Source organism: Rhizobium sp. Root483D2, from assembly GCF_001426685.1.
GTDB lineage: Bacteria > Pseudomonadota > Alphaproteobacteria > Rhizobiales > Rhizobiaceae > Pararhizobium > Pararhizobium qamdonense.
In genome coordinates, this window is sequence record NZ_LMFB01000001.1 from 80,798 (window position 1) to 104,562 (window position 23,765).

Annotated in this window: 29 protein-coding genes; 8 read left to right on the top strand and 21 right to left on the bottom strand. The window is 59.3% G+C overall.

What is annotated here, in order from left to right:
• Positions 1-325: 325 nt before the first annotated feature.
• The 3 genes from ASD32_RS00390 to ASD32_RS28770 form a co-directional block, all read right to left on the bottom strand.
• Positions 326-1,579 (bottom strand): FAD-binding oxidoreductase, encoded by a 1,254-nt coding sequence (locus tag ASD32_RS00390; RefSeq protein ID WP_060635936.1) that lies wholly within the window; start codon positions 1,577-1,579, stop codon positions 326-328.
• 26 nt (positions 1,580-1,605) lie between these two features.
• A complete protein-coding gene (locus ASD32_RS00395; RefSeq protein ID WP_082546572.1) occupies positions 1,606-2,106 on the bottom strand; it encodes a TIGR00645 family protein in 501 nt (166 codons plus the stop codon).
• Between the two features lie 208 nt (positions 2,107-2,314).
• The gene (locus ASD32_RS28770; RefSeq protein ID WP_037105882.1) at positions 2,315-2,479 is read right to left on the bottom strand and encodes a DUF1328 domain-containing protein; all 165 of its coding nucleotides are present in this window, start codon (positions 2,477-2,479) and stop codon (positions 2,315-2,317) included.
• A gap of 251 nt (positions 2,480-2,730) precedes the next feature.
• On the opposite strand from ASD32_RS28770, the gene ASD32_RS00400 reads away from it, so the two are divergent.
• Positions 2,731-2,940, top strand: a complete 210-nt coding sequence (locus tag ASD32_RS00400) for a hypothetical protein (RefSeq protein ID WP_060635937.1) — start codon at positions 2,731-2,733, stop codon at positions 2,938-2,940.
• Between the two features lie 119 nt (positions 2,941-3,059).
• Here ASD32_RS00400 and ASD32_RS00405 read toward each other — a convergent pair whose 3' ends face one another.
• The 4 genes from ASD32_RS00405 to ASD32_RS29295 form a co-directional block, all read right to left on the bottom strand.
• The gene (locus ASD32_RS00405; protein ID WP_082546573.1) at positions 3,060-3,989 is read right to left on the bottom strand and encodes a PRC-barrel domain-containing protein; all 930 of its coding nucleotides are present in this window, start codon (positions 3,987-3,989) and stop codon (positions 3,060-3,062) included.
• A gap of 201 nt (positions 3,990-4,190) precedes the next feature.
• Positions 4,191-4,385: a CsbD family protein gene (locus tag ASD32_RS00410; RefSeq protein WP_060635939.1), complete on the bottom strand. Its 195-nt coding sequence runs from the start codon at positions 4,383-4,385 to the stop codon at positions 4,191-4,193.
• A gap of 30 nt (positions 4,386-4,415) precedes the next feature.
• A complete protein-coding gene (locus tag ASD32_RS00415; RefSeq protein ID WP_060635940.1) occupies positions 4,416-4,745 on the bottom strand; it encodes a hypothetical protein in 330 nt (109 codons plus the stop codon).
• Between the two features lie 37 nt (positions 4,746-4,782).
• The gene (locus tag ASD32_RS29295) at positions 4,783-5,007 is read right to left on the bottom strand and encodes a hypothetical protein (protein ID WP_060635941.1); all 225 of its coding nucleotides are present in this window, start codon (positions 5,005-5,007) and stop codon (positions 4,783-4,785) included.
• Here ASD32_RS29295 and ASD32_RS00425 point away from each other — a divergent pair.
• The 3 genes from ASD32_RS00425 to ASD32_RS00430 all read left to right on the top strand — a co-directional run bounded on the left by ASD32_RS00425 (position 5,006) and on the right by ASD32_RS00430 (position 6,467).
• Complete coding sequence (locus ASD32_RS00425) at positions 5,006-5,920, top strand: alpha/beta hydrolase (RefSeq protein WP_060635942.1); 915 nt, start codon at positions 5,006-5,008, stop codon at positions 5,918-5,920. The genes ASD32_RS29295 and ASD32_RS00425 overlap by 2 nt on opposite strands.
• A gap of 91 nt (positions 5,921-6,011) precedes the next feature.
• On the top strand, positions 6,012-6,167 hold the full coding sequence (locus ASD32_RS28775; protein ID WP_082512023.1) for a DUF3309 family protein: 156 nt from the start codon (positions 6,012-6,014) through the stop codon (positions 6,165-6,167).
• A gap of 51 nt (positions 6,168-6,218) precedes the next feature.
• The gene (locus ASD32_RS00430) at positions 6,219-6,467 is read left to right on the top strand and encodes a YMGG-like glycine zipper-containing protein (RefSeq protein ID WP_060635943.1); all 249 of its coding nucleotides are present in this window, start codon (positions 6,219-6,221) and stop codon (positions 6,465-6,467) included.
• Positions 6,468-6,556: 89 nt separating this feature from the next.
• Here the strand turns inward: ASD32_RS00430 and ASD32_RS29300 are convergent, their stop codons facing one another.
• Positions 6,557-6,721, bottom strand: coding sequence for a NepR family anti-sigma factor (locus ASD32_RS29300; protein WP_162252623.1), 165 nt, complete (start codon positions 6,719-6,721; stop codon positions 6,557-6,559).
• 286 nt (positions 6,722-7,007) lie between these two features.
• Here ASD32_RS29300 and ASD32_RS00440 point away from each other — a divergent pair, with 286 nt between their 5' ends.
• Positions 7,008-7,805, top strand: coding sequence for a response regulator (locus tag ASD32_RS00440; protein ID WP_060635945.1), 798 nt, complete (start codon positions 7,008-7,010; stop codon positions 7,803-7,805).
• Between the two features lie 9 nt (positions 7,806-7,814).
• Here ASD32_RS00440 and ASD32_RS00445 read toward each other — a convergent pair whose 3' ends face one another.
• The 3 genes from ASD32_RS00445 to ASD32_RS30195 form a co-directional block, all read right to left on the bottom strand.
• Positions 7,815-9,062, bottom strand: coding sequence for an FAD-dependent oxidoreductase (locus ASD32_RS00445; RefSeq protein ID WP_060635946.1), 1,248 nt, complete (start codon positions 9,060-9,062; stop codon positions 7,815-7,817).
• A gap of 70 nt (positions 9,063-9,132) precedes the next feature.
• Complete coding sequence (locus tag ASD32_RS00450; RefSeq protein ID WP_060635947.1) at positions 9,133-10,260, bottom strand: AI-2E family transporter; 1,128 nt, start codon at positions 10,258-10,260, stop codon at positions 9,133-9,135.
• A 403-nt stretch (positions 10,261-10,663) separates the two neighbouring features.
• Complete coding sequence (locus ASD32_RS30195) at positions 10,664-10,834, bottom strand: hypothetical protein (protein ID WP_200953529.1); 171 nt, start codon at positions 10,832-10,834, stop codon at positions 10,664-10,666.
• Positions 10,835-11,059: 225 nt separating this feature from the next.
• On the opposite strand from ASD32_RS30195, the gene ASD32_RS00455 reads away from it, so the two are divergent.
• Positions 11,060-11,446 carry a hypothetical protein gene (locus ASD32_RS00455; RefSeq protein WP_060635948.1) on the top strand — a complete coding sequence of 129 codons (387 nt, stop codon included), beginning with the start codon at positions 11,060-11,062 and terminating at the stop codon, positions 11,444-11,446.
• A 65-nt stretch (positions 11,447-11,511) separates the two neighbouring features.
• Here ASD32_RS00455 and ASD32_RS00460 read toward each other — a convergent pair whose 3' ends face one another.
• From ASD32_RS00460 to ASD32_RS00485, 6 genes are all read right to left on the bottom strand, one after another.
• On the bottom strand, positions 11,512-11,856 hold the full coding sequence (locus tag ASD32_RS00460; RefSeq protein ID WP_060635949.1) for a RidA family protein: 345 nt from the start codon (positions 11,854-11,856) through the stop codon (positions 11,512-11,514).
• 117 nt (positions 11,857-11,973) lie between these two features.
• Complete coding sequence (locus ASD32_RS00465; RefSeq protein WP_060635950.1) at positions 11,974-12,801, bottom strand: dipeptide ABC transporter ATP-binding protein; 828 nt, start codon at positions 12,799-12,801, stop codon at positions 11,974-11,976.
• Positions 12,798-13,652: an ABC transporter ATP-binding protein gene (locus tag ASD32_RS00470; RefSeq protein WP_082546598.1), complete on the bottom strand. Its 855-nt coding sequence runs from the start codon at positions 13,650-13,652 to the stop codon at positions 12,798-12,800. Before ASD32_RS00470 ends, ASD32_RS00465 begins: the two co-directional genes overlap by 4 nt.
• On the bottom strand, positions 13,652-14,545 hold the full coding sequence (locus ASD32_RS00475; RefSeq protein WP_060635951.1) for an ABC transporter permease subunit: 894 nt from the start codon (positions 14,543-14,545) through the stop codon (positions 13,652-13,654). The genes ASD32_RS00470 and ASD32_RS00475 overlap by 1 nt, the downstream gene beginning before the upstream one ends.
• Positions 14,546-14,554: 9 nt before the next feature.
• The gene (locus ASD32_RS00480; RefSeq protein WP_060636233.1) at positions 14,555-15,559 is read right to left on the bottom strand and encodes an ABC transporter permease subunit; all 1,005 of its coding nucleotides are present in this window, start codon (positions 15,557-15,559) and stop codon (positions 14,555-14,557) included.
• A 104-nt stretch (positions 15,560-15,663) separates the two neighbouring features.
• Positions 15,664-17,259 carry an ABC transporter substrate-binding protein gene (locus ASD32_RS00485; RefSeq protein WP_060635952.1) on the bottom strand — a complete coding sequence of 532 codons (1,596 nt, stop codon included), beginning with the start codon at positions 17,257-17,259 and terminating at the stop codon, positions 15,664-15,666.
• Positions 17,260-17,774: 515 nt separating this feature from the next.
• On the opposite strand from ASD32_RS00485, the gene ASD32_RS29935 reads away from it, so the two are divergent.
• Both ASD32_RS29935 and ASD32_RS00495 read left to right on the top strand, forming a co-directional pair.
• Positions 17,775-18,485 (top strand): helix-turn-helix transcriptional regulator, encoded by a 711-nt coding sequence (locus ASD32_RS29935; RefSeq protein WP_162252615.1) that lies wholly within the window; start codon positions 17,775-17,777, stop codon positions 18,483-18,485.
• Positions 18,486-18,557: 72 nt separating this feature from the next.
• A complete protein-coding gene (locus tag ASD32_RS00495; RefSeq protein WP_060635954.1) occupies positions 18,558-18,944 on the top strand; it encodes a response regulator in 387 nt (128 codons plus the stop codon).
• A gap of 179 nt (positions 18,945-19,123) precedes the next feature.
• Here ASD32_RS00495 and rirA read toward each other — a convergent pair whose 3' ends face one another.
• The 4 genes from rirA to ASD32_RS00515 all read right to left on the bottom strand — a co-directional run bounded on the left by rirA (position 19,124) and on the right by ASD32_RS00515 (position 23,680).
• Positions 19,124-19,588, bottom strand: coding sequence for an iron-responsive transcriptional regulator RirA (gene rirA / locus ASD32_RS00500; protein WP_060635955.1), 465 nt, complete (start codon positions 19,586-19,588; stop codon positions 19,124-19,126).
• Between the two features lie 274 nt (positions 19,589-19,862).
• On the bottom strand, positions 19,863-20,930 hold the full coding sequence (locus ASD32_RS00505; protein ID WP_060635956.1) for a M48 family metallopeptidase: 1,068 nt from the start codon (positions 20,928-20,930) through the stop codon (positions 19,863-19,865).
• Positions 20,920-22,011: a YjgN family protein gene (locus ASD32_RS00510; RefSeq protein WP_060636234.1), complete on the bottom strand. Its 1,092-nt coding sequence runs from the start codon at positions 22,009-22,011 to the stop codon at positions 20,920-20,922. The genes ASD32_RS00505 and ASD32_RS00510 overlap by 11 nt, the downstream gene beginning before the upstream one ends.
• 172 nt (positions 22,012-22,183) lie before the next feature.
• Positions 22,184-23,680: a CoA-acylating methylmalonate-semialdehyde dehydrogenase gene (locus tag ASD32_RS00515; protein ID WP_060635957.1), complete on the bottom strand. Its 1,497-nt coding sequence runs from the start codon at positions 23,678-23,680 to the stop codon at positions 22,184-22,186.
• Between the last annotated feature and the right edge of the window lie 85 nt (positions 23,681-23,765).

Consider the following 23,765-nt stretch of genomic DNA (forward strand, 5'->3'; position numbering starts at 1 on the left):
TTGTAATAAAACTTGAGGAGTGAGGCTGACCGGAAATACCTCCCGGCGCCGGGCCGCTGGCAAAGCCCATCCCGGCATTCGGTGGAGCATTTGGGAAATCATGCGTTTCACCAACTCTCCGTCATCTCTGTGCTTGTCACAGAGATCCAGTCAACTCAAGTCCTTCAGCTGAAATAGTCTTTTGACCCGACGGACGTCGGGTCGCTGGATCCCCGCCACAAGGGCGAGGATGACGGAGAGTGGGGTAATTGCTCTCGTCAAACCAGCTTGTTCAGAATTTGTCGGCAATCAAGGCGCCGGGGATCGCTCCCGGCGCCCGTTTTCGTCAGGCCAGGAAACGGTCCGGCCGGAACGGCTTGATATCGATCACGGTCTTTTCGCCGGTCATCTTTTCGGCGAGCGCACGGCCGGTCACCGGGCCAAGCGTCATGCCGTGATGGGCGTGGCCGAAGGCAAACCAGAGGCCTTCGTGACGCGGCGCCTTGCCGATGATCGGCATCATATCCGGCGTGCACGGCCGCGCGCCCATCCACGGTTCCTCATCGCGGCGCTCCGCCAACGGAAAGAATTCGCGCGCGACGCGTTCGGCCCGCGTCAGTTGAACGGGGGTTTTCGGCGCATCGCGATTGGCGAATTCTGCGCCCGTGGTCAGGCGGATGCCGCGCAGCATCGGCGCCAGGAAATAGCCCTTTTCGGCGTCGAGCACCCAGTTGTTCAGCTGTGCGCCGTCCGCCATGCCGTAATGCATGTGATAGCCGCGCTTGACGGCCAGCGGGAAACGGTAGCCGAGTTTTTTCGTGACCGTGTCGGCCCAGGGACCGAGCGCCACGACGACTTCCTTGGCTTCCAGCGGCCCTTCCGGCGTTGCAACGCGCCAGCCCGGACCTTCGAGAATATGTTCGAGCGTTGCCGCATCACCGGACACCAGGCGGCCGCCGAGCGACTGGAAATAGGCGAGATACGCCTTGTTCAGGCTGTGCGGATCGCGGATCGACCAGGGATCGGTCCAGCGCAGGCCGCCGGTCAGGTCGGCACGGATGGATGGCTCCATCACCTTCAGCTCGCTGCTCGACAGCTTCTGGTGATTGACGCCGAAAGTCGAGGAGAGCTTTTCCGCTTCCTTATAGGCCGCGTCGCGCGCCGCTTCGCTGCGGAACACTTTCATCCAGCCATCCTTGCGGATGAGATCGCCGGCGCCCGACGCATTGATGAGGTCTGCATGTTCGGCGATCGAATTTTCGATCAGCGGCGCATACATGGACGCGATATTCTGATGCTGGGTGAAACCCGAATTCCACCAGTAGCGGATCAGAAACGGCACAAGGCCCGGCAGCGCACGGAAATGATAATGAGCGTCGATCGTGTTGTTCAGCGCATAGCGGAACAGTGCACCGAAATCATGCGGGAAACCATAGGGAAAGACGCCTTCGCGCTGGATCAGGCCGGCATTGCCATAGGAGGTTTCCTCGCCGGCACCGCGGCGGTCGAGCAGCACCACGGACTTGCCCCGCCGCGCCAGATGGATGGCCGTCGACAGGCCGACTATGCCTGCGCCCAAAACAACGACGTCTGTCTTCATATCCTGTTCCCTGTTCTGCTTTGCGCTTATTTCTTCAGTCTGTTCATGATCTGCTCGAGGAACCCGAGCATCAGTGCCGAAACCACGAAGGCGATGTGAATGATGGTCGCCCACATCAGATGCTCGCCTGTATAGCTCTGCACGTTGAGGAAAATCTGCAGGAGATGGATGGACGAGATCGCGACGATCGACGATGCCACCTTGATCTTCAGACTGCCTGAATCCAGCTTGCCCAGGAACGACACCTCGGCATCGGCTTCATCGAAACGGCTGACGAAATTTTCATAGCCGGAGATCATCACCATGACGATGAGGCTGGCAACGAGCGCCGCATCGATGAGGCCGAGCATCGCCAGGATCATGTCGGATTCATCATAGGTGAAGACCATGATGGCGACCTTGTAGAACTTAAACACGAAGGACACGGCATAGAGCGCCAGGGCCGCAACCAGGCCGAGGTAAAAGACCACGAGGAGCCAGCGGCTCGACAGGATGATCCTTTCAACGATGAGTTCCAGCGATTTCATGCGTAGTACGGCTCCGGACTTGTGCAGTTGCGAGATGGTCCGGTCATGCATAGCCAAGCCCATTGCCTTCGGCAAGACGGCAAGCAGCGCGAGCTAGGGAGAGATCCTCAAACGCGCGAAGGGCCTAAACGCGCAAAGGGCCCAAACGCCAAAAGGGAGCGATGCTTTCGCATCGCTCCCTTCGTTCACGCACTCACCCGAGATGGGGTCAGGTGCGGCGCATCAGGCCAGCCACCAGCGAGATGACCAGGAAGGCAAGGAACAGGAAGAACAGAATCTGCGCGATACCGGCAGAAGCGCCTGCAATACCACCAAAGCCCAACACGCCGGCAATGATGGCAACAACGAGGAAGACGAGAGCGTAGTACAGCATGAGAAATTCTCCTTGGTTTCAATCATTGCTGAATAAACGCCGGGCGGGTACTTTTGTTCCGTGGAAAAAGGCGCTGGAGACATTGCGTCTCATTTTATCTCTTCATCAAACCCGTCATCAACACTGGAAACGGATCGTTAACCATGGCGCAAGAGATTGCCCCAATTTGACACGGTTTGGCCACGTATTTCTCGGAACATTAGCAAGGCAGGGAACGTTGTGAAGGCATATACCTCATGCGAGATAGTAAAATGACCGTATCAACAACGAATATCGTGAAATCTGCCTCGGCTGCGGTGCAAATGCCCAATAAAGGCCGCGACATAAATCTGCATATCGGTTCGACCCTACGCGATCTTTACTTCGCGGAAAACCCGCCGGCCACGGACGGCACATTGTCTGATCTTCTCGATGATCTTGAGGCGGCGGAAAGCCGGGCTCGGAAAAAAGCGGGCAATTGAGACCTGCAGTGAAGACGAAACAAAAATATGGCGGCCATGGGCCGCTTTTTTTGTGCCTACGTGAAGAAGTCAATGAAAAAACCGGCGCCAATCGACGCCGGTTTTTTTAAGCATAGTCGTTAGTTTGCGGGCGCGGCCAGAACGATGCCGCGCGGATTGGCCTTATAGGCTTCTGCGTCATAGGCGGCCTGTGTTTCCATCTGTTCCTTGGTGAAAGGCGAGTAGATGGTCATCGTGCCCTTGGCATCGGCCATCACCTGAACACTCTGCGCGCTCATCGCCACCGGCTTCTGGCCAATGCCGAGGAAGCCGCCGACATCGATGACATAGGCTTCGACCTTGCCGTTCTTGTCGAGAAGTACATCGCCGATTTCGCCGACCTTGGTATCGTCGGCAACCTTGACCTCGGTGCCGATCAACTTTTCTGCGCTGATCAAGGACGGATCGACCAACTTCATTTCATCCGCTGGCGGCAGATCCGGGTCGGTCATTTCCGGCGTGGTGCCGGTGGCCGGCGGGATGGCTTCGGCCGCTTCGTCAGTGATGACGGGGGCCGTGGCCGATGCAGCCGTGTTATCGGCTTCCGGTGCCGTTGCCGCGACGCCATCTGCGATGGCCGAGCGCTCGAATTCCGGAGCGGCCTGCAGCTCTTCCTTGGTAGCCGAAATCACGATGATACGCTGCCCATCCCGATCGGACCAGGAGACACGGTCGAAACTGACCGCCACATCTTTCTCGCCGATGCCGAGAAAGCCACCGACGCCGACAACCAGCGCCTCGGCGCCGCCATCGGCATTGATGACGACATCATTGACATCGCCGATCGCCTCACCCTGTTCGTCGGCGCCGGTATAAACCGTCTTACCCAGCACGGACGTGGCCAGCACCTGTTCCGGCGACGCCGAGAAATAACCGGCCGGACCCTTGGCAGCCTTTGTGCCGGTGCTTGTCGCAGGGGTGCCATCAGCATTGATGGCGCCTTCCTGCGCCCATGCGCCGGTGGCCAAAAGTGCCGCAAGCGCGGTCGTCGCCATAAGAGTGCGGATCATTGTTGAACTCCTTCGTGGAAATTAGGGAGACGCCTGTGGCGGCTGAAAAGCCGGGGTTCAGCCGGCTGTGATTGCTCCTCAGAACGAACCGGCGCCGATTTTGTTCCCTATTGTCACCGCCTGCCGGCCTGGCCGGACGCAAAAACGGCACCCGGTTTTCGCAAACCGGATGCCGCTTCAAACCTCTTGAACCAGTACAGATCAGTGGCGTGACCATTCGTCGATCTGGCGCTCGGCCTCTTCCTTCTCGACGCCGTAATGGGCCTGGATCTTGCCAGCCAATTCCTGACGGCGGCCGTTGATCACGTCGAGATCGTCGTCTGTCAGCTTGCCCCATTGGGTCTGGGCCTTGCCGCGATATTCCTTCCACTTGCCTTCGATCATATCCCAGTTCATGGCATTCTCCTTACGTTGGGTTTGACTATGTTAATTGCTGATGACGCTCTGACGGCCCGTTTTACCGGCAACGAGAACAGGTGCAGCGGGCTCATCGAAGGTGACCTGGACGTCGAGCTCGTTGGCTGGCGTGATCGCCCATGTGATCGTTGCATCCTCGATGTAAAGAGCAGGATCGATCGCAGCACATTTGCCGTAGATGACCTTATAACGGTCGCGCGCATCGTTCACGGCTGGCTGCAAAAGCGCCTGGCATTCCTCGGCCGTCTCAAAGCCGACCGCCGGTGCTGGCAATTCCTTGCATTCGACATTGCCCTGGGTGCACCCGATAAGCATCATGATTGCTGCGATATGTTCCATCGTCGTGCTCCCTGCACAATGTTGCAGAACGTGGGAATTACTTTGCAGAACGTGGCAGGGAAACGGCGGCAATGGCCGGGAAGTTCCGGAAATTTTGACGGGAACTTTTTAGCGGCAGCTTGCGTTTCACCAACGCGTCAAGGAGCGCCTGGCGTGAATTGGTGAACCCGGATACCCGCAACGGCTTTTTCGCCGTGCCCGCCCAGACAACCCAAATCTCCAAGGCATGCCTTGCTGACACAGCGAAGGAAATGCCATTCATGTTGCGTCCGCCCTCTCCCCATTGGCTTTGCGAGGATCCCGGCATCAAAACCGTGCTGATCCACGGCATGGTCATGTCGCCGGCGTTCTGGTGCAGTTTTGCACCAAGCATCGTGCGCGAGGGCCGCGCCGCTGCCTATCCATTGCCGGGGCACAGCCCGTGGACGCTTGATGGTCTTGCCGGGTGCCTCACGACAAAAGCCATCGTCGATGCCTATGCCGAGGCGATCGAGCGGGATTTCGATGGCGAGCCGGTGACCCTGATTGGCCATTCGACAGGTGGCTTCGTCTCTCTCCTGCTTGCCCGGCATCGCCCGGATCTGGTCAGCAACGTGATCCTGATGGGCGCTTTTGCCTGCGGGCGGTTTGAGGGACAGGAGCGGATGGCATCGCGCATCCTGCGGCTTCCCGTTCTGGGACGGCATCTTTTCACCCGGCTTTTTGCCCGCTGGATTGCCACCCGCGAGACTTTCCGCTTCGGTTCGCTCGAATGCGTGTTCGACAAGGCCGCCGGCTGGGAAACCGAGGAGACCATCGCCACGATGGAAGAGGTCCGCGCGCATTTGTTGAAGTCGCAGGCGGCGGAGATTGCGGCTTTCGTCTCCTGGATGTCGCGCACGTCCGTCATCAACGAACTCCCCTTGATTGACGTGCCGGTCCTCAACATTATCGGCGGCCGCGATGCGATCGTGCCGCCATTGCACCAGATCCATCTCTCCGGACGGCTGCCGCGCGTCCATACGGTCATTCTCGACAAGGTCGGCCATCTGCCGATGGCCGAGGCCCGCGACAAGGTTGACCAACTGATCGGGGCGTTTCTCCTCTTCGGCCCGCTGACCGCAAACCGTAAGAAAACCATTACTAAAGAGGCCGTGATCGCGCCTTGCCACAATGCGCTGCCGCTCAGCCTTTAAATGAACACAACACGCGGGAACAAATTCGCGTGAGCAACGTTACCGCAGCAGACCCGTGACCCGCACGGCCAGAACCCGAAGAGGAATAATCATGCTCGGTACAATTCTCCTAATTGTCTTGGTGCTCTTGCTAATCGGCGCGCTGCCGAATTGGGGCCACAGCCGCAATTGGGGCTATGGGCCGTCCGGCGGCCTCGGGCTGGTTGTTGTGATACTTCTCATCCTCGTGTTGATGGGCCGCATCTAATCTGCCGTAACTTTGCTTTCGTTCATCAACAGCCTTAAAAAGGAACCAGTCATGAAAAAGATCCTTCTTGCCGTCGCGCTCATTCTTCCTCTCGCCGCCTGCTCGCAGACGGAAAAGGGTGCCGGCATCGGCGCCGCATCCGGCGCCATCATCGGTGGCGTAGCGACCGGCAATGTCCGTGGCGCAGCTGTTGGTGCTGCCGTCGGTGGTGTGGCTGGCGCCTTGATCGGCAATGCCAATGAGCCGGGCCGTTGCGTCTACCGCGACCGTTATGGCCGCCGCTACACGGCAGCTTGCTGATCCCTCAGCGCTCTTAAAACAGGAAAACGGGCCTCGGCCCGTTTTTTTGTGTCTTGCTCACAGCAGTTGATGCCAGAATGTTTCACGCATCAGTCCGAAATTTTGCCGAGCCTTTCGGCCTGGTCGAGTTTTTCCAGGAGGTCGAGGAAGGTATCGGGAATTGGCTCCTGCTCGACGGAACTGTAAAGCGCCTTCAGCTTTGAGGCGATCTGGCCATTGGGATCTGTCGCCCCCACTGCCGCTTTCCTGCCCATACCGGCACGCGGTTGATTTTCCGGTATGTCCGTCATAGTCTGTCTCACTCCAAAATCCGCGTCGGCAATCGCCCCGCAGCACTGCTTCCACGTCCAATTCAATACATCAAAAACATTGCCATAGTCCGAACTTATGTCGGGTTTCCTTGAAACCGACACACAATTCGTTCAACACGGAAACTTCCCTTCAACCTTAAAACATGATCAAACCAATGCCATGTTTCGCCATGCGATAGCATCAGGCACCGGTGAAAATTCGGCGCCATCATACTGAAGGAAGTCATAAATGTCACTTTCCATGCGGATCGCAGCCCATCTTCCCTATCTGCGCCGTTTCTCCCGTGCCGTTACCGGATCGCAAACCTCAGGCGACGCCTATGTCGCCGCCGTTCTGGAAGCGTTGATCGCCGACATCACGCTTTTCCCGCAAGGGTCCAACGACCGGGTCAATCTGTTTAAATTGTTCTGCTCGATCTTCGATACGCTGAGCATCGACCTGCCGGAAACACCATCGCCGTTTGGCTGGGAAGCGCGTGCCGCCGCCAATCTTTCGGTGATTGCGCCGGCAGCCCGCAAGGCGTTTCTGCTCGTTTCCGTCGAGGGCTTCTCGCCGGAGGAAACGGCCGAAATTCTCGGTGTTTCAGACATTGAAACCGCAAATCTGTTGCGCGAGGCATCCGAGGATATTTCCCGCCAGGTCGCCACCGAAATCCTGATCATCGAGGACGAACCGCTGATCGCCATGGATATCGAGGACATGGTGCTGAGCCTTGGCCATAAGGTAGCGGGCGTCGCCAGAACGCATGGCGAAGCGATCACGCTGTTTGAAAAGACCGAGCCGAAGATGATCCTTGCCGATATCCAGCTTGCAGATGGCAGCTCGGGCATCGACGCCGTCAACGAGATCCTGAAAAGCGCGACGATCCCGGTGATTTTCATCACCGCGTTTCCGGAGCGCCTGTTGACCGGCACCAAACCGGAGCCGGCCTTTCTGGTGACCAAGCCGTTCAATCCGGAAATGGTCAAGGCCCTGATCAGCCAGGCGCTGTTCTTCGACGACAACGCGCGCTCCGGCAAACGCTGAGCATTGCCGCTATTGTCCCGGGGATGGCCGGTCGATGGCGAAGGCTTCGAACCAGCCTTCCCGCTGACCGGCGCAAAGCTGCGCGAGAATGCGCGATGCCATGAAGGAAAAGGTGATCCCGTTGCCGCCGTAGCCGTAAGCCGCAAGGATGCGCGGCATGCGGGGGACTGCGCCGATCAGCGGCAAACCGTCATCCGTCTCGCCGAACGCGCCGGACCAGGAGAAATCGATGACCGGATTGGCTGATGGCCACAGCTTGACGAGGTCATCGACCAGCTTTTCCGATTTCTCCGGCATTTTGCTGTCGCGGGCCTGCGGATCAACCGTCTCGTCGTCGCCACCGCCGATGATGATGCGTCCGTCCCTAGTGGTGCGGGCATAATTGTAGGTTTCCGAGGCTTCCCAGATCAGTTCGCCGCCGGGCCAGAGCGTGCCTTCCCGTTGCGGCACGGTGGCAATCGCCCAGCTCGATACTGTTTTGTGCAGGTCGCTGCGGACGAAATCGGGCATGACATACCCCGTTGCCAGGATCACATGCCGCGCCTCGATGACGAAGGGGCTGTCGGTCTCGACCGTCACCGAGCCCGGTGCATCATGGTAGGCGGTTACCATGGCATCGACCAGCCGCGCGCCGCGCGTCTGCGCATCCCTCAAAAGGCCCCAGGATAACAGGATCGGATCGGCATCGGCGGAGCCCGGCGACACGATTGCCGCTGCCCGGTCGATACGGAAGCGGGACAAAAGGTCCTTGTGATCGAGGAGCAGGCCGGGCAAACCGGCGCGTTCGCGCAGCAGATGCTCGTCGCGCAGGGCCGAGGGGCCAGCTTCGCCTGCCGCAAGGAAAAGGGTGGACCGGGGCCGGAAGGCACAATCGAAACCCAATCCTTCCACCAGGCCGGAAAGCCCCTGAACAGCTGCGACGCTGTGCCGGTAGAGTTCGGCTGCCCGGTCAAAACCGTAGAATTCGGTCAGTTCCCCCAGCGTGCAATCGATCTCCCATTGCAGCATGGCGGTGCTTGCAGCTGTGCTGCCAAGCCCCGGCTGCTCGCGATCGACGATCGTCACATCCACGCCACGGGCGGCAAGATGTTGCGCGGCCAGCGATCCCGTGATGCCGCCGCCGACAACGAGAACGTCTGTCTTGATGCTTTGCGTGAGAGGTGGGTTGCGGGGTGGGCGCTGGCCGCCTCCCCAGGGAGACCGGCCGCCATGAAGATCGGCCTGGACCGTATCGAACGTATCGAGCATTGGGGTCATGCGTCTGCTTTCAGTTGCCTTATGCCGGAGCGGCCGGGACCGTTACTCATATCCTCAGCCACCTGTATCCTCACCCAGGCAACTGGCGCTCCGGCGGCTGGGTGCGGACTTCGTTGAAGATGGTCATGGCGATGAGCGAGAGCGGCATGGCCAGCATGGCGCCGACCGCACCCCACATCCAGGTCCAGAAAATGATCGCGATGAAAATCAGGAAGGGATTGATCTCCAGCCGGTGGCCGAGAATGGCTGGTGTCACCAGGTTTTCCATCACCAGATGCAGGATGAAGAAGGCGGCGGCTGGAGCCAGCGCCAGCAGGAGCGCATCGTGGGTCATCAGGCCGGCGGCGAGAAGCGCCACGGTCATGATGGTCACGCCGAGATAGGGAATGAAACTGGAGACAAAGGCGAACAGCCCCCAGAGCGGCGCCATCGTCAAACCGCCGACAAAGGCGATCGCAGCGGTGATGGTGCCGAGAACGAGATAGATCAGGCTCGCGGTCGAGAAGTAAAACCCCACGGCGTTTTCGGTGGCATTCATGATGCGGATTGCGGCAAGCCTCCGGTCGCGGGTGGCAAACGCAAGGATGATGGTCTTGCGCAGATGGCCGCGGCCGACAAGGAACAGTCCGAGTGCGGCCATGAAGATCAGCGTCTGGATAAAGGCGGGCGTGACGCCGGCGGCAACCAGGCCGAGCATGGTGCCGGCATTTTGAATGGCCACATCGGTGACGGCTTTTTCATCCGTTCCGGCGATCACCACCTTTGCCCATTCGAACCGCTGGATATAGGGCAGCACCCGCTCGATCGCCCGCTCCAGAATGCCCGGAGCCTGGCCGGCAACCGACGTTAAAGGCTCGACCAGGGCATTGATCAGAAAGAACAGGCCGACAATGAATATTGCGGCCAACAGCAGCCCACCCAAGGCAGGCGGCAATCCGAGATGCGCCAGGCGGTCGGCAGCCAGACCAAGCACCATGCCGATGACAATCGCCAGCGTGACCGGCATCAGGATCGATTCCATCAGGTAAATCACGGCGGACGCAAAGATGACGAATGTGCCGACGATGCTCCAGGCAACGATCAGGTCAAGCCCGGTTTTCGGCGATGTCTCGGGGATATCCGCCGCCTCCACCTGTGCCTCCAGTTCCGCAAGCTTCCGCTTCCTGAAAGCTCCACTCCCCGTCAAGGCAGCACCCATGTTCCGGCTCTCCATGTGCCCCGCCAAGGGCGCACAGGCAGCCTGACGGGCGAATAAGATCGATGTGCGGAAAACACCGGAGCAGAGGCAGCGCCGGTGTGTAACGGCAACTAACGCAGTGCTTGTGAAAAAGTTCCGGTCGCGGAGATGTCACCAGAACAAGCCATTGCCGCCTTGCGGCTTGCATACTGGTGAGGCGGTAGATGAATTTGGCATGACATTGACGGGCGGTGGAAAAGGCGAAGGGCCTTTCTAGATCGCGGCTTTGATCGGTAGGCGCGTCGGGTACCCACCCACTCTGCTGCCCGCCTGATCAAATTGGCGGGAGCGAACTTTCAAACGAAACGTCGGGTCTTCCAAGCAACAATTGCTGGGAATTTCCTCCCCATCGCCAAACCTGGCGTCAGTAGCGTTCCGGCGGGAAAACGTGAAGCGTGAGAGAAAACAGGCCAAGGCCCAGGATCACCACGATCAATGTGTTGGCAATGTCTTCCGACGTCGCGGGCAGGATGCCGAGACCGATAACGGCGGCAGCGAGCAGGAACAGGCAAAGCCTTGGCAACCAGTACAGCATGGCACATTCCTTTATAGTTGGCCTTGAAACCGGCCTTGATGTCGGAAAGCATTCCCATTGGGATGCGCAGTTTAACGCGGCTTGAGCCGAATGGTTCCATAGCCTTGCGTCGATGCCGCCACGAACCTTGGGCGTAGCGCCATCACCCGATGTTCAACTAATCCGGTTTCCGGGTGATCCAATTGCCGGGTGCCGCGTATCGAAGGCAAAGCGATGGAGACTGCGATGCGGAAAATTGCAATTGTCACTCTTGGCGTCATGATCTCCAGCCTTGCGGCGGCGGCGCAGACCACGCAGATGAAGGAAGCGGATATTCGCGGCCAGATCATCGGCAAGACCATCTATCTGGCAGCACCGATGGGCGGCGAATTCCCCCTCAACTATCACCCCTCCGGCGAGGTCGATGGCAGCGGCAAGGCGCTGGGACTGGGAAAATTCATCCAGCCCACCGATACGGGCCGCTGGTGGATCAAGTCGGACAAGCTCTGCCAGCAATTCAAGGTCTGGTATGACGGGTCGCCCATGTGTTTCGACCTGACGGAAACTGGTGAAGGCAAGGTCAAATGGGTGCGCGACAACGGCGACACCGGCACGGCGCGCATCGGGAACTGACAGAGTGGCATGAAAAAGCCGGCGCCCTTGGAAGGACGCCGGCTTTTCCGTTTTCCATGGCCCTCTTAGAGAGCCGCGATGACGATGACTTCGACGAGATAGTCCGGGGTCGCGAGCTTGGCTTCGCCGGTGGCGCGGGCCGGTGTGTTGCCCTGCGAGGCCCAGCCATCCCAGACGGCGTTCATCTTGGGGAAATCGACCATGTCGGCCAGCCAGATGGTTGCCGACAGGATACGGGACTTGTCTGTGCCAGCCTCAGCCAACAGACGATCGACCGAAGCCAGAGCCTGCTTGGTCTGCTCGGTCACATCGGAACCGGCCTCGCCAACCTGGCCGGCGAGATAGACGGTACCATTGTGCACAACGGCCTGGCTCATGCGCGGACCGGTTTCGAAGCGTTTGATTTCCATCTTGATATTCCTCGTAGAATGCGGCGGGCCGCATGTGAATTGTGGTGACGCAGGCGCTTTACCGCAGATTTCCGGTCAGTGGAACCATGATCGCGCGATTGCCGCAACCGATGGGGTTCAAGCTGCGTTTTTTCGGGCAAGCCTTGCCTTGATGCTGTCGACATCGGCGCGCGGCGTCGCGGCAAACAGCGTCTTGGTATAGTTGTGCTTGGGGTCGGTAAAGACCTCCTCGCGGCTGCCATATTCGACTGCTTCGCCGTAATACATCACCATCACGTCATCAGCGATGTAGCGCACCACCGACAGGTCGTGGCTGATGAAGACATAGGTCAGCTGAAACTCGTCCTGCAGGTCGGCGAGCAGGTTGAGAACCTGAGCCTGCACCGACAGGTCGAGCGCCGACACCGGCTCGTCGAGCACCAGAAGCCGCGGGTTGAGCATCAGCGCGCGGGCGATCGCCACGCGCTGACGCTGGCCGCCGGAAAACATGTGCGGATAGCGGCCGTAATGTTTTTCCTCAAGACCCACCTTCTTCAACATGGCCATTGCCTTGTCGCGGCGGTCGTCTGCTTTCATATTGGTGTTGATGATCAGCGGCTCAGTGAGGATTTCGCCGATCTTCTTGCGCGGGTTCAGCGTGCCATAGGGGTTCTGGAAGACGATCTGCACCTTTTGGCGCATTTCCGGCGTCAGCCGTTCCTTGGCGATATCGACCTTGTTGCCATCGATCAGCATGTCGCCGGAGGTTGCCGGGTCGATCATGGTGACGATGCGGGCAAGCGTCGATTTTCCGCAGCCGCTTTCGCCGACGATGGCCAGCGTCTTGCCCTGATCGACGGCAAAGCTCACGCCCTTGACGGCGTGAACGGTCTTGGCCTTTTTGAAGAGACTGCCGGGGATGTGGTAATCGCGGGTGAGGTTTCTGGCTTCGAGAACATGGGTCATCGAACAGCTCCTGCAAAGATCTGGTCGTCGCTGAGGAATTCCGCGATCGTGGGAAGGCGGTCGCCGGTGGCATTGTCGGGAAGGGCCGACAGAAGCGCGCGGGTATATTCGCTCTTCGGAGATTCAAACAGCGAGAGCACGTCGGCCTCCTCGATCTTGCGGCCCTTGTACTGGACGATGACGCGATCGGCGGTTTCTGCCACCACACCCATATTATGGGTGATGATGATCAGGCCCATGCCGTGTTCGGCCTGCAGCCGCATCAGGAGATCGAGGATCTGCTTCTGGATGGTGACGTCGAGGGCCGTCGTCGGCTCGTCGGCGATCAGGAGCTTTGGATTGCATGACAGCGCAATCGCGATCATCACGCGCTGGCACTGGCCGCCCGACATCTGGTGGGGAAAATGTCCCAGGCGCTCGGCGGGATTGGGAATGCCGACCAGGTCGAACAGTTCGATGGCGCGGGCCCGGCGCGCCGCCTTGTCGAGGCCGAGGTGAATGCGCAGCACTTCCTCGATCTGGAAGCCGACGGTGAAGCACGGGTTGAGACTGGCGACCGGCTCCTGGAAGATCATGGCAATGTCCTTGCCGACGATCTTGCGGCGGTCCGACGGCGACAGGCCGAGCAGATCGATGCCATTGAACTGCAGCTTGTCGGCGGTGACCTTGGCCGTCCAGGGCAAGAGGCCCATGGCCGCCAGCATCGAGACGGATTTGCCCGAGCCGGATTCACCGACGATCGCCAGCACTTCGCCGGCATTGACCTTCATCGAGACGCCATCGACCGCACGGAAAGGCCCGGCAGCCGTCTGGAATTCGACGACGAGATTTTCGATTTCGAAAAGCGACATCATGACCTCTTCAACTTCGGATCAAGCGCATCGCGCAGGCCGTCGCCCATCAGGTTGATGGCAATGACGGTGATGAGAATGGCAAGACCGGGGAAGGTCACGACCCACCAGGCGCGCTGGATGAACTCGCGGGCCTCGGCCAGCATCGTGCCCCATTCCGGCGTCGGCGGCTGAGCGCCCATGCCTAGGAAACCAAGTGCTGCCGCATCGAGGATCGCCGCCGAGAAGGCGAGCGTCGCCTGGACGATCAAGGGTGCGAGGCAATTGGGCAGGATGGTGAGGAACATCAGCCGCAGGGTGCCGGCACCGGCGACCCGCGAGGCAATGACATAATCCTTGGTGCGTTCCGACATGACGGCGGCACGCGTCAGCCGCACGAAATGCGGCAGGTTGACCAGCGAGATCGCGATCATCGCATTGACCAGGCCCGGCCCCAGAACGGCGACCAGCACGAGCGCCAGAAGCAGCGACGGGAAGGCCAGGATAATATCCATGACGCGCATGATGATCGTATCGGTGCGGCCGCGGAAATAGCCGGCGACGAGGCCGACGAGCACGCCGGAGATGACCGACAGCGTCACGACGACAAGGCCGATGAACAGCGAGAAACGGGCACCGTAGATCAGGCGCGACAGGATATCGCGGCCGACGGCATCGGTTCCAAGAAAGTAGGTCCACTGCCCGCCCTGCGTCCAGCCGGGCGGCAACAGAAGCACATCGCGGTTCTGGATGCTGGGGCTATGCGGCGCGACGAAGGCCGCAAAGACAGCGACGAACAGGATGATCAGGAAGATCGCCAGCCCCATGACCGCGCCCTTGTTGCGCGAGAAATAGAACCAGAATTCGGCAAAGCCGGTCTGCGGCTTGGCAATTTTAATTTCAGCGACAGCCATCAGACCCTCCTAATGCCGGATACGCGGATTGATGAAGCCGTAAAGCACATCAACGATGAGGTTGATGATCATGATCATGGCGGCGATCAGCATCAGCCCGCCCTGCACGACCTGATAGTCCCGCTTGAACACGGAATCGACCATCCATTTGCCGATGCCCGGCCAAGAGAAGATCGTTTCCGTCAGGATCGCGCCGGCAAGCAGCACGCCGACCTGCAGGCCGATCGTGGTGATGACCGGGATCAGCGCGTTGCGCAGCGCATGCACGCCGATGACCCGGAATGGCGAAAGGCCCTTGGAACGGGCGGTGCGGACATAATCCTCGCCGAGCACTTCCAGCATGGCCGAGCGCGTCTGGCGGGCAATGACCGCAAGCGGAATGGTGGCAAGCACGACGGTGGGCAGGATCAGATAGCTGACGGCCGATCTGAACGCGCCCGCCTGCCCCGAGATCAGGCTGTCGATCAGCATGAAGCCGGTGACCTGCGGGAAGAAATACATCATCGAGATGCGTCCCGAGACCGGCGTCCAGCCGAGATAGCCGGAAAAGAAGATGATGAGAAGCAGGCCCCACCAGAAGATCGGCATGGAATAACCGATGAGGGCGACGCCCATCAGCGATTGATCGAGCCAGGTCCCCCGCTTGACTGCGGCGACCACGCCGGCGGGAATGCCGAGCAGCACGGCCACGATGATGGCACAGAGCGACAGCTCCAGCGTTGCCGGGAAAAGGTTCAAGAAATCGTCGAGAACCGGACGCTTGGTGACGATGGATGAGCCGAAGTCACCCGTCACGAGACCGCCGAGATAATCGAAATATTGCACATACATCGGCCGGTCGAGTCCGAGCTGGTGCATGAGTTCGGTGTGGCGTTCCGGAGCCATGACGCGCTCACCCGACATCAACATGACGGGATCGCCCGGCAGAAGTCGAATGAAGGAGAACGCGATCAGCGACACCCCGAGGAACGTGGGTATCAGGACGGCGAGCCGTCCGAAGATAAAGCGCAACATGGGAGCCAATCCCTTCTTTCTTTGAAAAACCGACGGCCCGAATGTCTTCGAGCCGCCGGCCATTGCACGCTCTTTGCGGCGTGCCTTTGTTTTTTCAGCCGATCTTATTCGGCGATGTCAACGCCTTCGAAGACGAAGTCGCCGAGCGGGGACTGGACGAAGCCGGACACCTTCTTGCTCATCGGAACGACGGCGAGCGAGTGGTCGAGCGTGTTCCAGGGCGCTTCCTTCTTGAAGACGAGCTGTGCTTCTTCATAGAGCTTCGTGCGCTCGGCAACGTCGGACGTTTCCTTCGCCTTCGTTACCAGATCGTCGAACTCCTTGTTGCACCACTGCGCACGGTTGTTACCGCCGACAGCGTCGCAACCGAGCAGCGTGTCCAGGAAGTTGTCCGGATCGCCATTGTCGCCGGTCCAGCCGAGGATGGCCGCACCGTCGCGGTCCTTGGCAGAGGAGAGCTTCAGATATTCGGCCCATTCGTAGGAGACGATTTCAGCGGTGACGCCGATCTTGGCGAGGTCGGACTGCATCAGTTCAGCTGCACGGCGGGCGTTCAGCATGTAGGGACGCGCAACCGGCATTGCCCAGATCTTCATCTTCAGATCCTTGACGCCAGCGTCTTCAAGCATCTTCTTGGCGACTTCCGGATCGTACTTGTCGTCTTCGACCTTGTCGTTATAGGACCACATTGTCGGCGGGATCGGGTTCTTGGCAACCGTTGCGGCACCCTGGAACACGGCATCGACGATGGCCTGCTTGTTGACAGCCATGTTGAGGGCCTTGCGGACTTCAACCTTGTCGAACGGTGCAACGAGCGTGTTGTAGGCAAGGTAGGAAACGTTGAGGCCGGCCTGTTCGGAAATGTTCAGGTTCGGATCAGCCTTCAGTTCGGCAACGTCGGCGGCGTTCGGGTAGGACATCAGGTGGCATTCGCCAGCCTTCAGCTTCTGGGCGCGAACGGCGGCATCCGTGGTGATCGCGAAAACCAGATCGTCGATCTTCTGCTTGCCACCCCAGTAGTCGGGGTTTGCCTTGTAGCGGATGGCGGCATCCGGCTGATAGGCGACGAACGTGAACGGACCCGTGCCGAGCGGCTGCTGGTTCATCAGTTCCATCTTGCCGTCAGCCTGAAGCTTGTCGGCATATTCCTTCGACAGGATCGAGATGAAGGGCATGCCGAGATTGGCCAGCAACGGCGCTTCCGGACGCTTCAGCACGATCTTGACCGTCAGGTCATCGACCTTTTCAACCTTTTCGAGCAGGTCCGGCAGGCCCATGCCGGAGAAATATTCCCAGGACGCGCCGGGAACATACTTGTTCCAGGCATTGTCGGCCTTGTACTGGCGCTCGAACGAGAAGATGACGTCGTCGGCGTTCAGTTCGCGCGTCGGCGTGAAATATTCGGTTGTCTGGAATTTTACGCCCGGGCGCAGCTTGAAGGTATATTCCTTGCCATCGGGAGAGATTTCCCAGCTTTCAGCCAGCGCAGGCTCGATTTCCGTCGTGCCGCGCTTGAATTCCACCAGGCGGTTGTAAACCGTGTGCGCAGCCGCGTCGAAAGTCTGACCGCCGGTGTAGAGGCCGGGGTCGAAGCCTTCCGGCGACGCTTCCGAGCAGTAGACGAAGGTCTTCGACCATGCAGAACCGGCCATCAATGTGGCAATCGCGGTTGCTGCGATGAGGGTAGAGAGCTTTTTCATGAATTTGCTTCCCAGATTTGTTCTTGTTCTCGTATTTTTCTGACGCAGAAGCCGTTTTTTCCGGTCAAGGCCGGATGGAACGACATTTGATCACTCAATGCAATAAGCGACCCGAAAAATTTGTCCAATTGGAAAATTCTCCCAGACGCGACATTGCCGCAGGCTATACACGACTTTTTTTCAGCCATCCAACGCGAAAACCCGAATCGATTTCGTTTCAGTGTCAAAGTCAATCCCAAATTGCACGGATAGCGCCAGGGGCGTCGGCATGGCATAAGGCCCATGCGGGGTGGGGAGGACTGTCCGGCTTTTATCTGCCAGGCGGGGATGAGATGAAAGCAACCATGGCCAGTCCTCCCCCTCGCCCCAGCGCTGCGGCCTTGCTGCCCCTGCCCTCAAAACCGCCCCTACCCTCAAAACTGCAGCTAACTCGCCTTTTCCGTTCCGGTGCGGTTGCTTATCGAGAATCGCACGTTAAAATAGCAGTCGCGGAATACGTGGGGGACGGCCGCGACGTGACGACCGATTTAAAAAGCCACCGGCAAACCTATTATGACAACGATTTGGAGAAGGCTCTCAATCGGGTCGATTTCTTTCGAATTTTCCACACGATGGCGCTGCGCTTCGGTTTCGACCATTTCGGCATCCTGCAGCTTGGCAACGAGGGCGATGCCTGCACGCTGACCAACCGGCTGGCGCTGCACGATCTTCCCTCTGGGCTTGCCGACGCCTACGACAAGCGCCACCGCTTCGGCGACTCTGCCGTTTTCAAGAGCCTGCACACGTCCTCCATTCCTTCCATCTGGAAAGCCCAGGACCCGCATCCGGGACATGGCGGCAATCTGCTCGGGCAACTCGGCTTCGACATGCTGGTCTGTATCCCGGTCGCCAGCATCAACGGTGCCCGCTATGCCGTGCTGTTTCTAGGCGACAGCGACGACATGGAACGGCAGGCGCATTATGCATTGTGCTACGATGCCATCTGCGCGTTTGACTATTTCTACCGGCTGGTTCTGTCCAACAAGGTGGGCCTTGGGCTGACGCCGCGGGAAACGGAAATCCTGCGCTGGATATCGCATGGCAAGACGGCAAGCGAGATCGCCCTGATCGTCTCGGTCTCCGAACACACGGTCAATTCGCATACCGCGACGATCCTGAAAAAGCTCGACGTCGTCAACAGAACCCAGATGGTGGCGAAAGCGATCCGCGAGCAGATTATTCAATAACGCCTTTGCGCCTTCGCATACTGCATAGAGCAACGCACTTTCATTAAGCCATCCACCAAGCGAAACCGCCCGATGACCCACACGATCCATATCCTGCTCGTTGACGACGATCCGGCCGAAAACCTGATCATGCGCGGCGTGATGAAAAAGGTCTTGAGCCTGCAGATTAAGCTGCACTATTGCCAGACGATTGGTGCTGCGCTGGACTTCATCGCGTCGGGCACGCCGGTTTCGATGGTGCTGATGGACAACCGGCTACAGCAATGCGATTTTCGCGAAACGGTGCCGATCCTGCGCCAGAATGGCTATATCGGCCCGATCGGCGTGATTTCCTCGTCGCTCGCCGATCCCTATTTTCAGAAATTCGAGGAATACGGCGCGGATTTCCGCATCGACAAGGGCGAACTCGATCCAACCGCCGTGGAGTTCATCCTGCGCGAATATGTGGCCAAAGGGTAGCCAGCAAAATTGCTGAACCCACCGTCATTCCCGTGCTCGTCACAGGAATCCAGTCAACTCAAGTCCTTGCGCTGAAAGAATCTTTTGACCCGACGGACGTCGGGTCCTTAGATCCCCGCCAACCGGGCGAGGATAACGGAGAGTGGAGTATCACGCCCGTAAGACGATCTGAGTAGGCTTTAGGCCGCTGCAGTCTTTGGATGGGTAAGCTGGTCGAGGCCGAGCAGGAAGTTGATCTGCGGCCGGGCCTTCACCAGGTCGTCGATCGAATATTGCTGCAGGACTTCGAAAAATGCGTTCAGCGCCTTGCGCAAGGCGGAGTTCAGACCGCAGCTATCGACCAGCGGACAATCGATCTCGCCGGCTTCGAAACATTCCGCCATGGCAAAGCTGTCTTCCGTGACCTTGACGATATCGAACAGGCTGATATCGGCGGCCGGCTTGGGCAGGCGTACGCCGCCATTGCGGCCACGCACGGTCTCGACAAGGCCGGCCTTGTTGAGCGGCTGCAGGATCTTGAAAAGGAAAAGCTCGGACACACCATAGGCCTTGGCGATTTCCGGAATGCGGCTGAGATGGCCGTCATTGGCAGCGCAATACATGAGCATGCGGACTGCGTAGTTCGTTTGCTTCGTCAGACGCATTATCGACTCCAGGCTTCGATCGTTCGGCACCACCGGGTTTGGATGAACCCCGTGAGCCCGCAATGGCACTCAAGGTATTGTGGCAGCCTCGCCGATTCGACAGGCATTCCACCTTCTGCTTCACATATAGGACGTCTGATAGTTTGGAACAATTCCAAAAAGCAGAAAAATCATCTGGAATTGATCATGATCAGCTTCTGTCGCGCTGTCCACCCTTCAGACGGGAAAAGTTGAAGTACTAGCTCAAGTTTAGGTGGATTTTTGTGCTTGCGGGCTAATTTTGCGCCGGTTTTTTCCGCAGTTGCGCCTCATAATCCAGGATCGCCTTGCGGCGTTCAGGCGTGCCCGGATGGGTCGACAGGATATTGGTGGCGGAGGTGTCGCCGAGTTTCGCCTCGATGATCTCGAAGAAACGCGCGATGGCCGTCGGGTCGTAACCGGCTTTCTGCATCAGCTCGACCGAATGGCGGTCGGCTGCCGCTTCCGCATCGCGCGAATAGGAGAGCGCCAGAAGGCCGCCGCCCTGGACCAGCAGGTCCTCGACACTATCGCCGACATCGCCGGCAATCAGCATGATCAGACCGGCCATGCCTGCAGCCCTGTAAATCTGGCGAAGGCTGTGTTCCAGCTCGACATGGCCGATCTCGTGCGCCAGGACGCCGATGAGCATTTCGGTATCGGAGCCGGCAAGATCGACCAGTTCGTCGGTGATGATCAGCGTGCCATCCGGCAGCGCGAACGCATTCGGGCCGATCGTTCCCCCCTCACGGAAATTCAGCGTATAGGCAGAGGGACCGTGGTCGGAGTTCAGCGCGATGCGGGCAAAACCATCGGAAATCGCCCGCCGCTTCGCCTCGTCCAGCTTGGTTTCGCTCAGCACCGTGCGGTCCAGCGTTTCGAGCGTGCTGATCGACATCAGGCGCGGCACGACCGGCGGCGTGACGGCGACGGCGACTTCCACCAGAACCGGAAGCGCATAACGGTAGACCAGGCCCGACAGCAGGAAGACCGCGAGCACAAAGATGACAAGCCTCGGGTGAAAGCGTTCGAGGCGATGAATAAGCCCTTCCCGGTTGCGCCCATGGACGCGCTGCAGAGTATCGATCGCGGCATTATCCGTGGTTTCAAACAGCGAACCATCGGCAAAAGCGATCCGGCGCGGGATCGAGCCGACCCTTGGCGAGATATCGAGTGTTGAAAAGACCGAGGATGCAAGCTCGGTTCCGTCCTGTGCGACGGCCCGGACCTGCCCGTCCCTCTCGACCAGGAGGGACGGGACGGAGCGGCTGGAATCCAGGGGATGCCAGTCGCCACGGCAGACCGGCTTTTCATCAGAAGCCAAAGTCAAAGCCCTCGAACTCCATGAATTCCGCACCCACCGCCGTTTCCTCCTGCCCGGTTGCCGCCAAGATTTCGCCGACATCGCCGTCGAAACGGATCGCCGTGTGCTCATTGACGTACCGCGCCATGCGCACTGCAGCCCAGGGGCGCATCAGGCCGAGCGTCAGGACGGTCACGGCCACATTCGACAGGGCGATCCACACATAGCGGAACCGCGAGAGATCGCTTTTCAGCGCATGCCGGCCATCGAAACGGGTCGCCGACCAGGCGATGTTGCGCACGCCGGCGCGGTAAAACAGTGCGGCGATACCAAAGGACAGAAGCACTGTGAGATAGGCTATCACGCCCAGGACGAACATCGAGGCCTGGAAGCCCGGCGGCAGGGCGTCGGGATTGTTGATCAAGGCCATGATCAGGGACAGGTTGGCCAGCGCTGCGACAGCGATGATGAGCAAGCCGAGAACGATGATCAACGCCGAGAAGAACCAGGTCTTATAGATCGGCCCGAGCTTCGGGTCCGCCGTAAAGGCGCGGCCGCCATAGCGCAGATTGTTGGCGAGGTAGCGGTACATCCAGCGGCTGGCAAGCGGCGCCAGGAGGCCGAGCGACAGCACCGCGATGACCGGACCGGCCATGAAGGCGACGAACGCGCCGCCCATCCGGCCAACGAAGTCGAAACGCACATTGCGATAGCTGGTGACCCGGGCGCTGAAGCGCAGGCCGCGCATGATCAGCCACGGAAAGAAGCACAGCACGACCAGAAAGAGCAGAAGACCGGCAATCGGCAGCACCGCCAGGACGATATTGTAGACCACCAGATAGCCAAGGACGATCAGGCGCCCGATGAGGATCTGCTTGCCCTTGGCATGGTATTCGAAAGCGCGGCCGAGCAGCACCGTATTACCGTAGAAATAGCGGTTGCGGCGCACCTTCGCCCAAGCCGAATAGATACCGAGCGTGATGATGGTCAACAGGATGTTGACGATCCAGATACCGAAATATTCCGCGGCATTTCCGGTAAACGACAACCGGTGGAATTCCTGCGATGCGGCCGGTACCGGCGCCGTGTCGAGTGTGCTCATCATTGTCCCTCTTGCCTGTCATGACTGCAAAGCGGGAACGTTCGTCTATCCCCCGATATTCGCCCGCCCCGGACGAAGACTTAGACTGTCATGCCCACAGGTCAACCGCGCCCTTGCAGGCGGACAAAAAAAAGGGCCTCCGCAAGGAGGCCCAATCGGGAATGGATCATCGTTACTTCATCGTCGGCATGACGAATTCGGCACCGTCCTTGATGCCCGACGGCCAGCGCGAGGTGATCGTCTTGGTCTTGGTCCAGAACTTGATCGAGTCCGTGCCGTGCTGGTTGAGATCGCCGAAGGAGGAGGACTTCCAGCCGCCGAAGGAATGATAGGCCAGCGGAACCGGGATCGGAACGTTGACGCCGACCATGCCGATATTGATGCGGGACGCGAAATCACGGGCAGCGTCGCCGTCGCGGGTATAGATCGCAACGCCGTTGCCATATTCATGTTTCATCGGCAGATCGAGGGCTTCCTCATAGGTCTTGGCGCGCACGACCGAGAGAACGGGGCCGAAAATCTCCTGCTTGTAGATATCCATGTCCGGGGTGACGTTGTCGAACAGGCAACCGCCAACGAAATGGCCGTTTTCATAACCCTGCAGCTTGAAATCGCGGCCATCGACGACAAGGTTGGCGCCCTCTTCGACACCCTTATTGATCAGGCCGAGAATACGCTCCTTGGCTTCCTTGGTGACGACCGGACCCATATCGGCCTTCTCGTCGGTATAGGGGCCGATGCGCAGGCTTTCCACCATTGGGGTCAGCTTTTCGATCAGGCGGTCGGCGGTTTCCTTGCCGACCGGGACGGCAACCGAGATCGCCATGCAGCGTTCGCCGGCCGAGCCGTAGCCCGCACCCATCAGGGCGTTGGCGGCCTGGTCGAGATCGGCATCCGGCATGATGATCATGTGGTTCTTGGCGCCGCCGAAGCACTGGGCGCGCTTGCCGTTCATGGCAGCCGTGCCGTAGACATAACGGGCAATCGGGGTCGAGCCGACGAAGGACACGGCGGAAATGTCGGGATGTGTCAGGATCGCATCGACCGCACCCTTGTCGCCGTTGACGACGTTCAGGATACCGGCCGGCAGACCGGCTTCGATCATCAGTTCAGCCAGGCGGATCGGCACGGACGGATCGCGCTCGGACGGCTTCAGGATGAAGGCGTTGCCGCAGGCGATCGCCGGGGCAAACATCCACATCGGGATCATGGCCGGGAAATTGAACGGCGTGATGCCGGCGCCGATGCCAACGGCCTGGCGGATCGAGTACATGTCGATATTCGGACCCGCACCTTCGGTGAACTCGCTCTTGGAAAGATGCGGAATGCCGATGACGAATTCGCAGACTTCCAGACCGCGAATGACGTCGCCCTTGGCATCCTCGATGGTCTTGCCGTGCTCGCGCGACAGCATCTCAGCCAGTTCGTCCATGTTCTCATTCAAGAGCTGAACAAACTTCATGAACACGCGGGCGCGGCGCTGCGGGTTGGTGGCAGCCCATTTCGGCTGGGCAGCCTTGGCGTTCTGAACGGCTGCGTCCATTTCCGCGTCGCTGGCCAGCGCCACGGTTGCCTGAACTTCGCCGGTTGCCGGATTGAAGACATTGCTGGTGCAGCCGCTGGTGCCTGCAACACGGGTGCCGCCAATGAAATGACCGATCTCGTACATGGTGATCCTCCTGATCTTGATTATGGCGGGAGTGTCGCACTACAATATGCACAAATCAACGCGCGATATTCAGGAACCGTTGTGC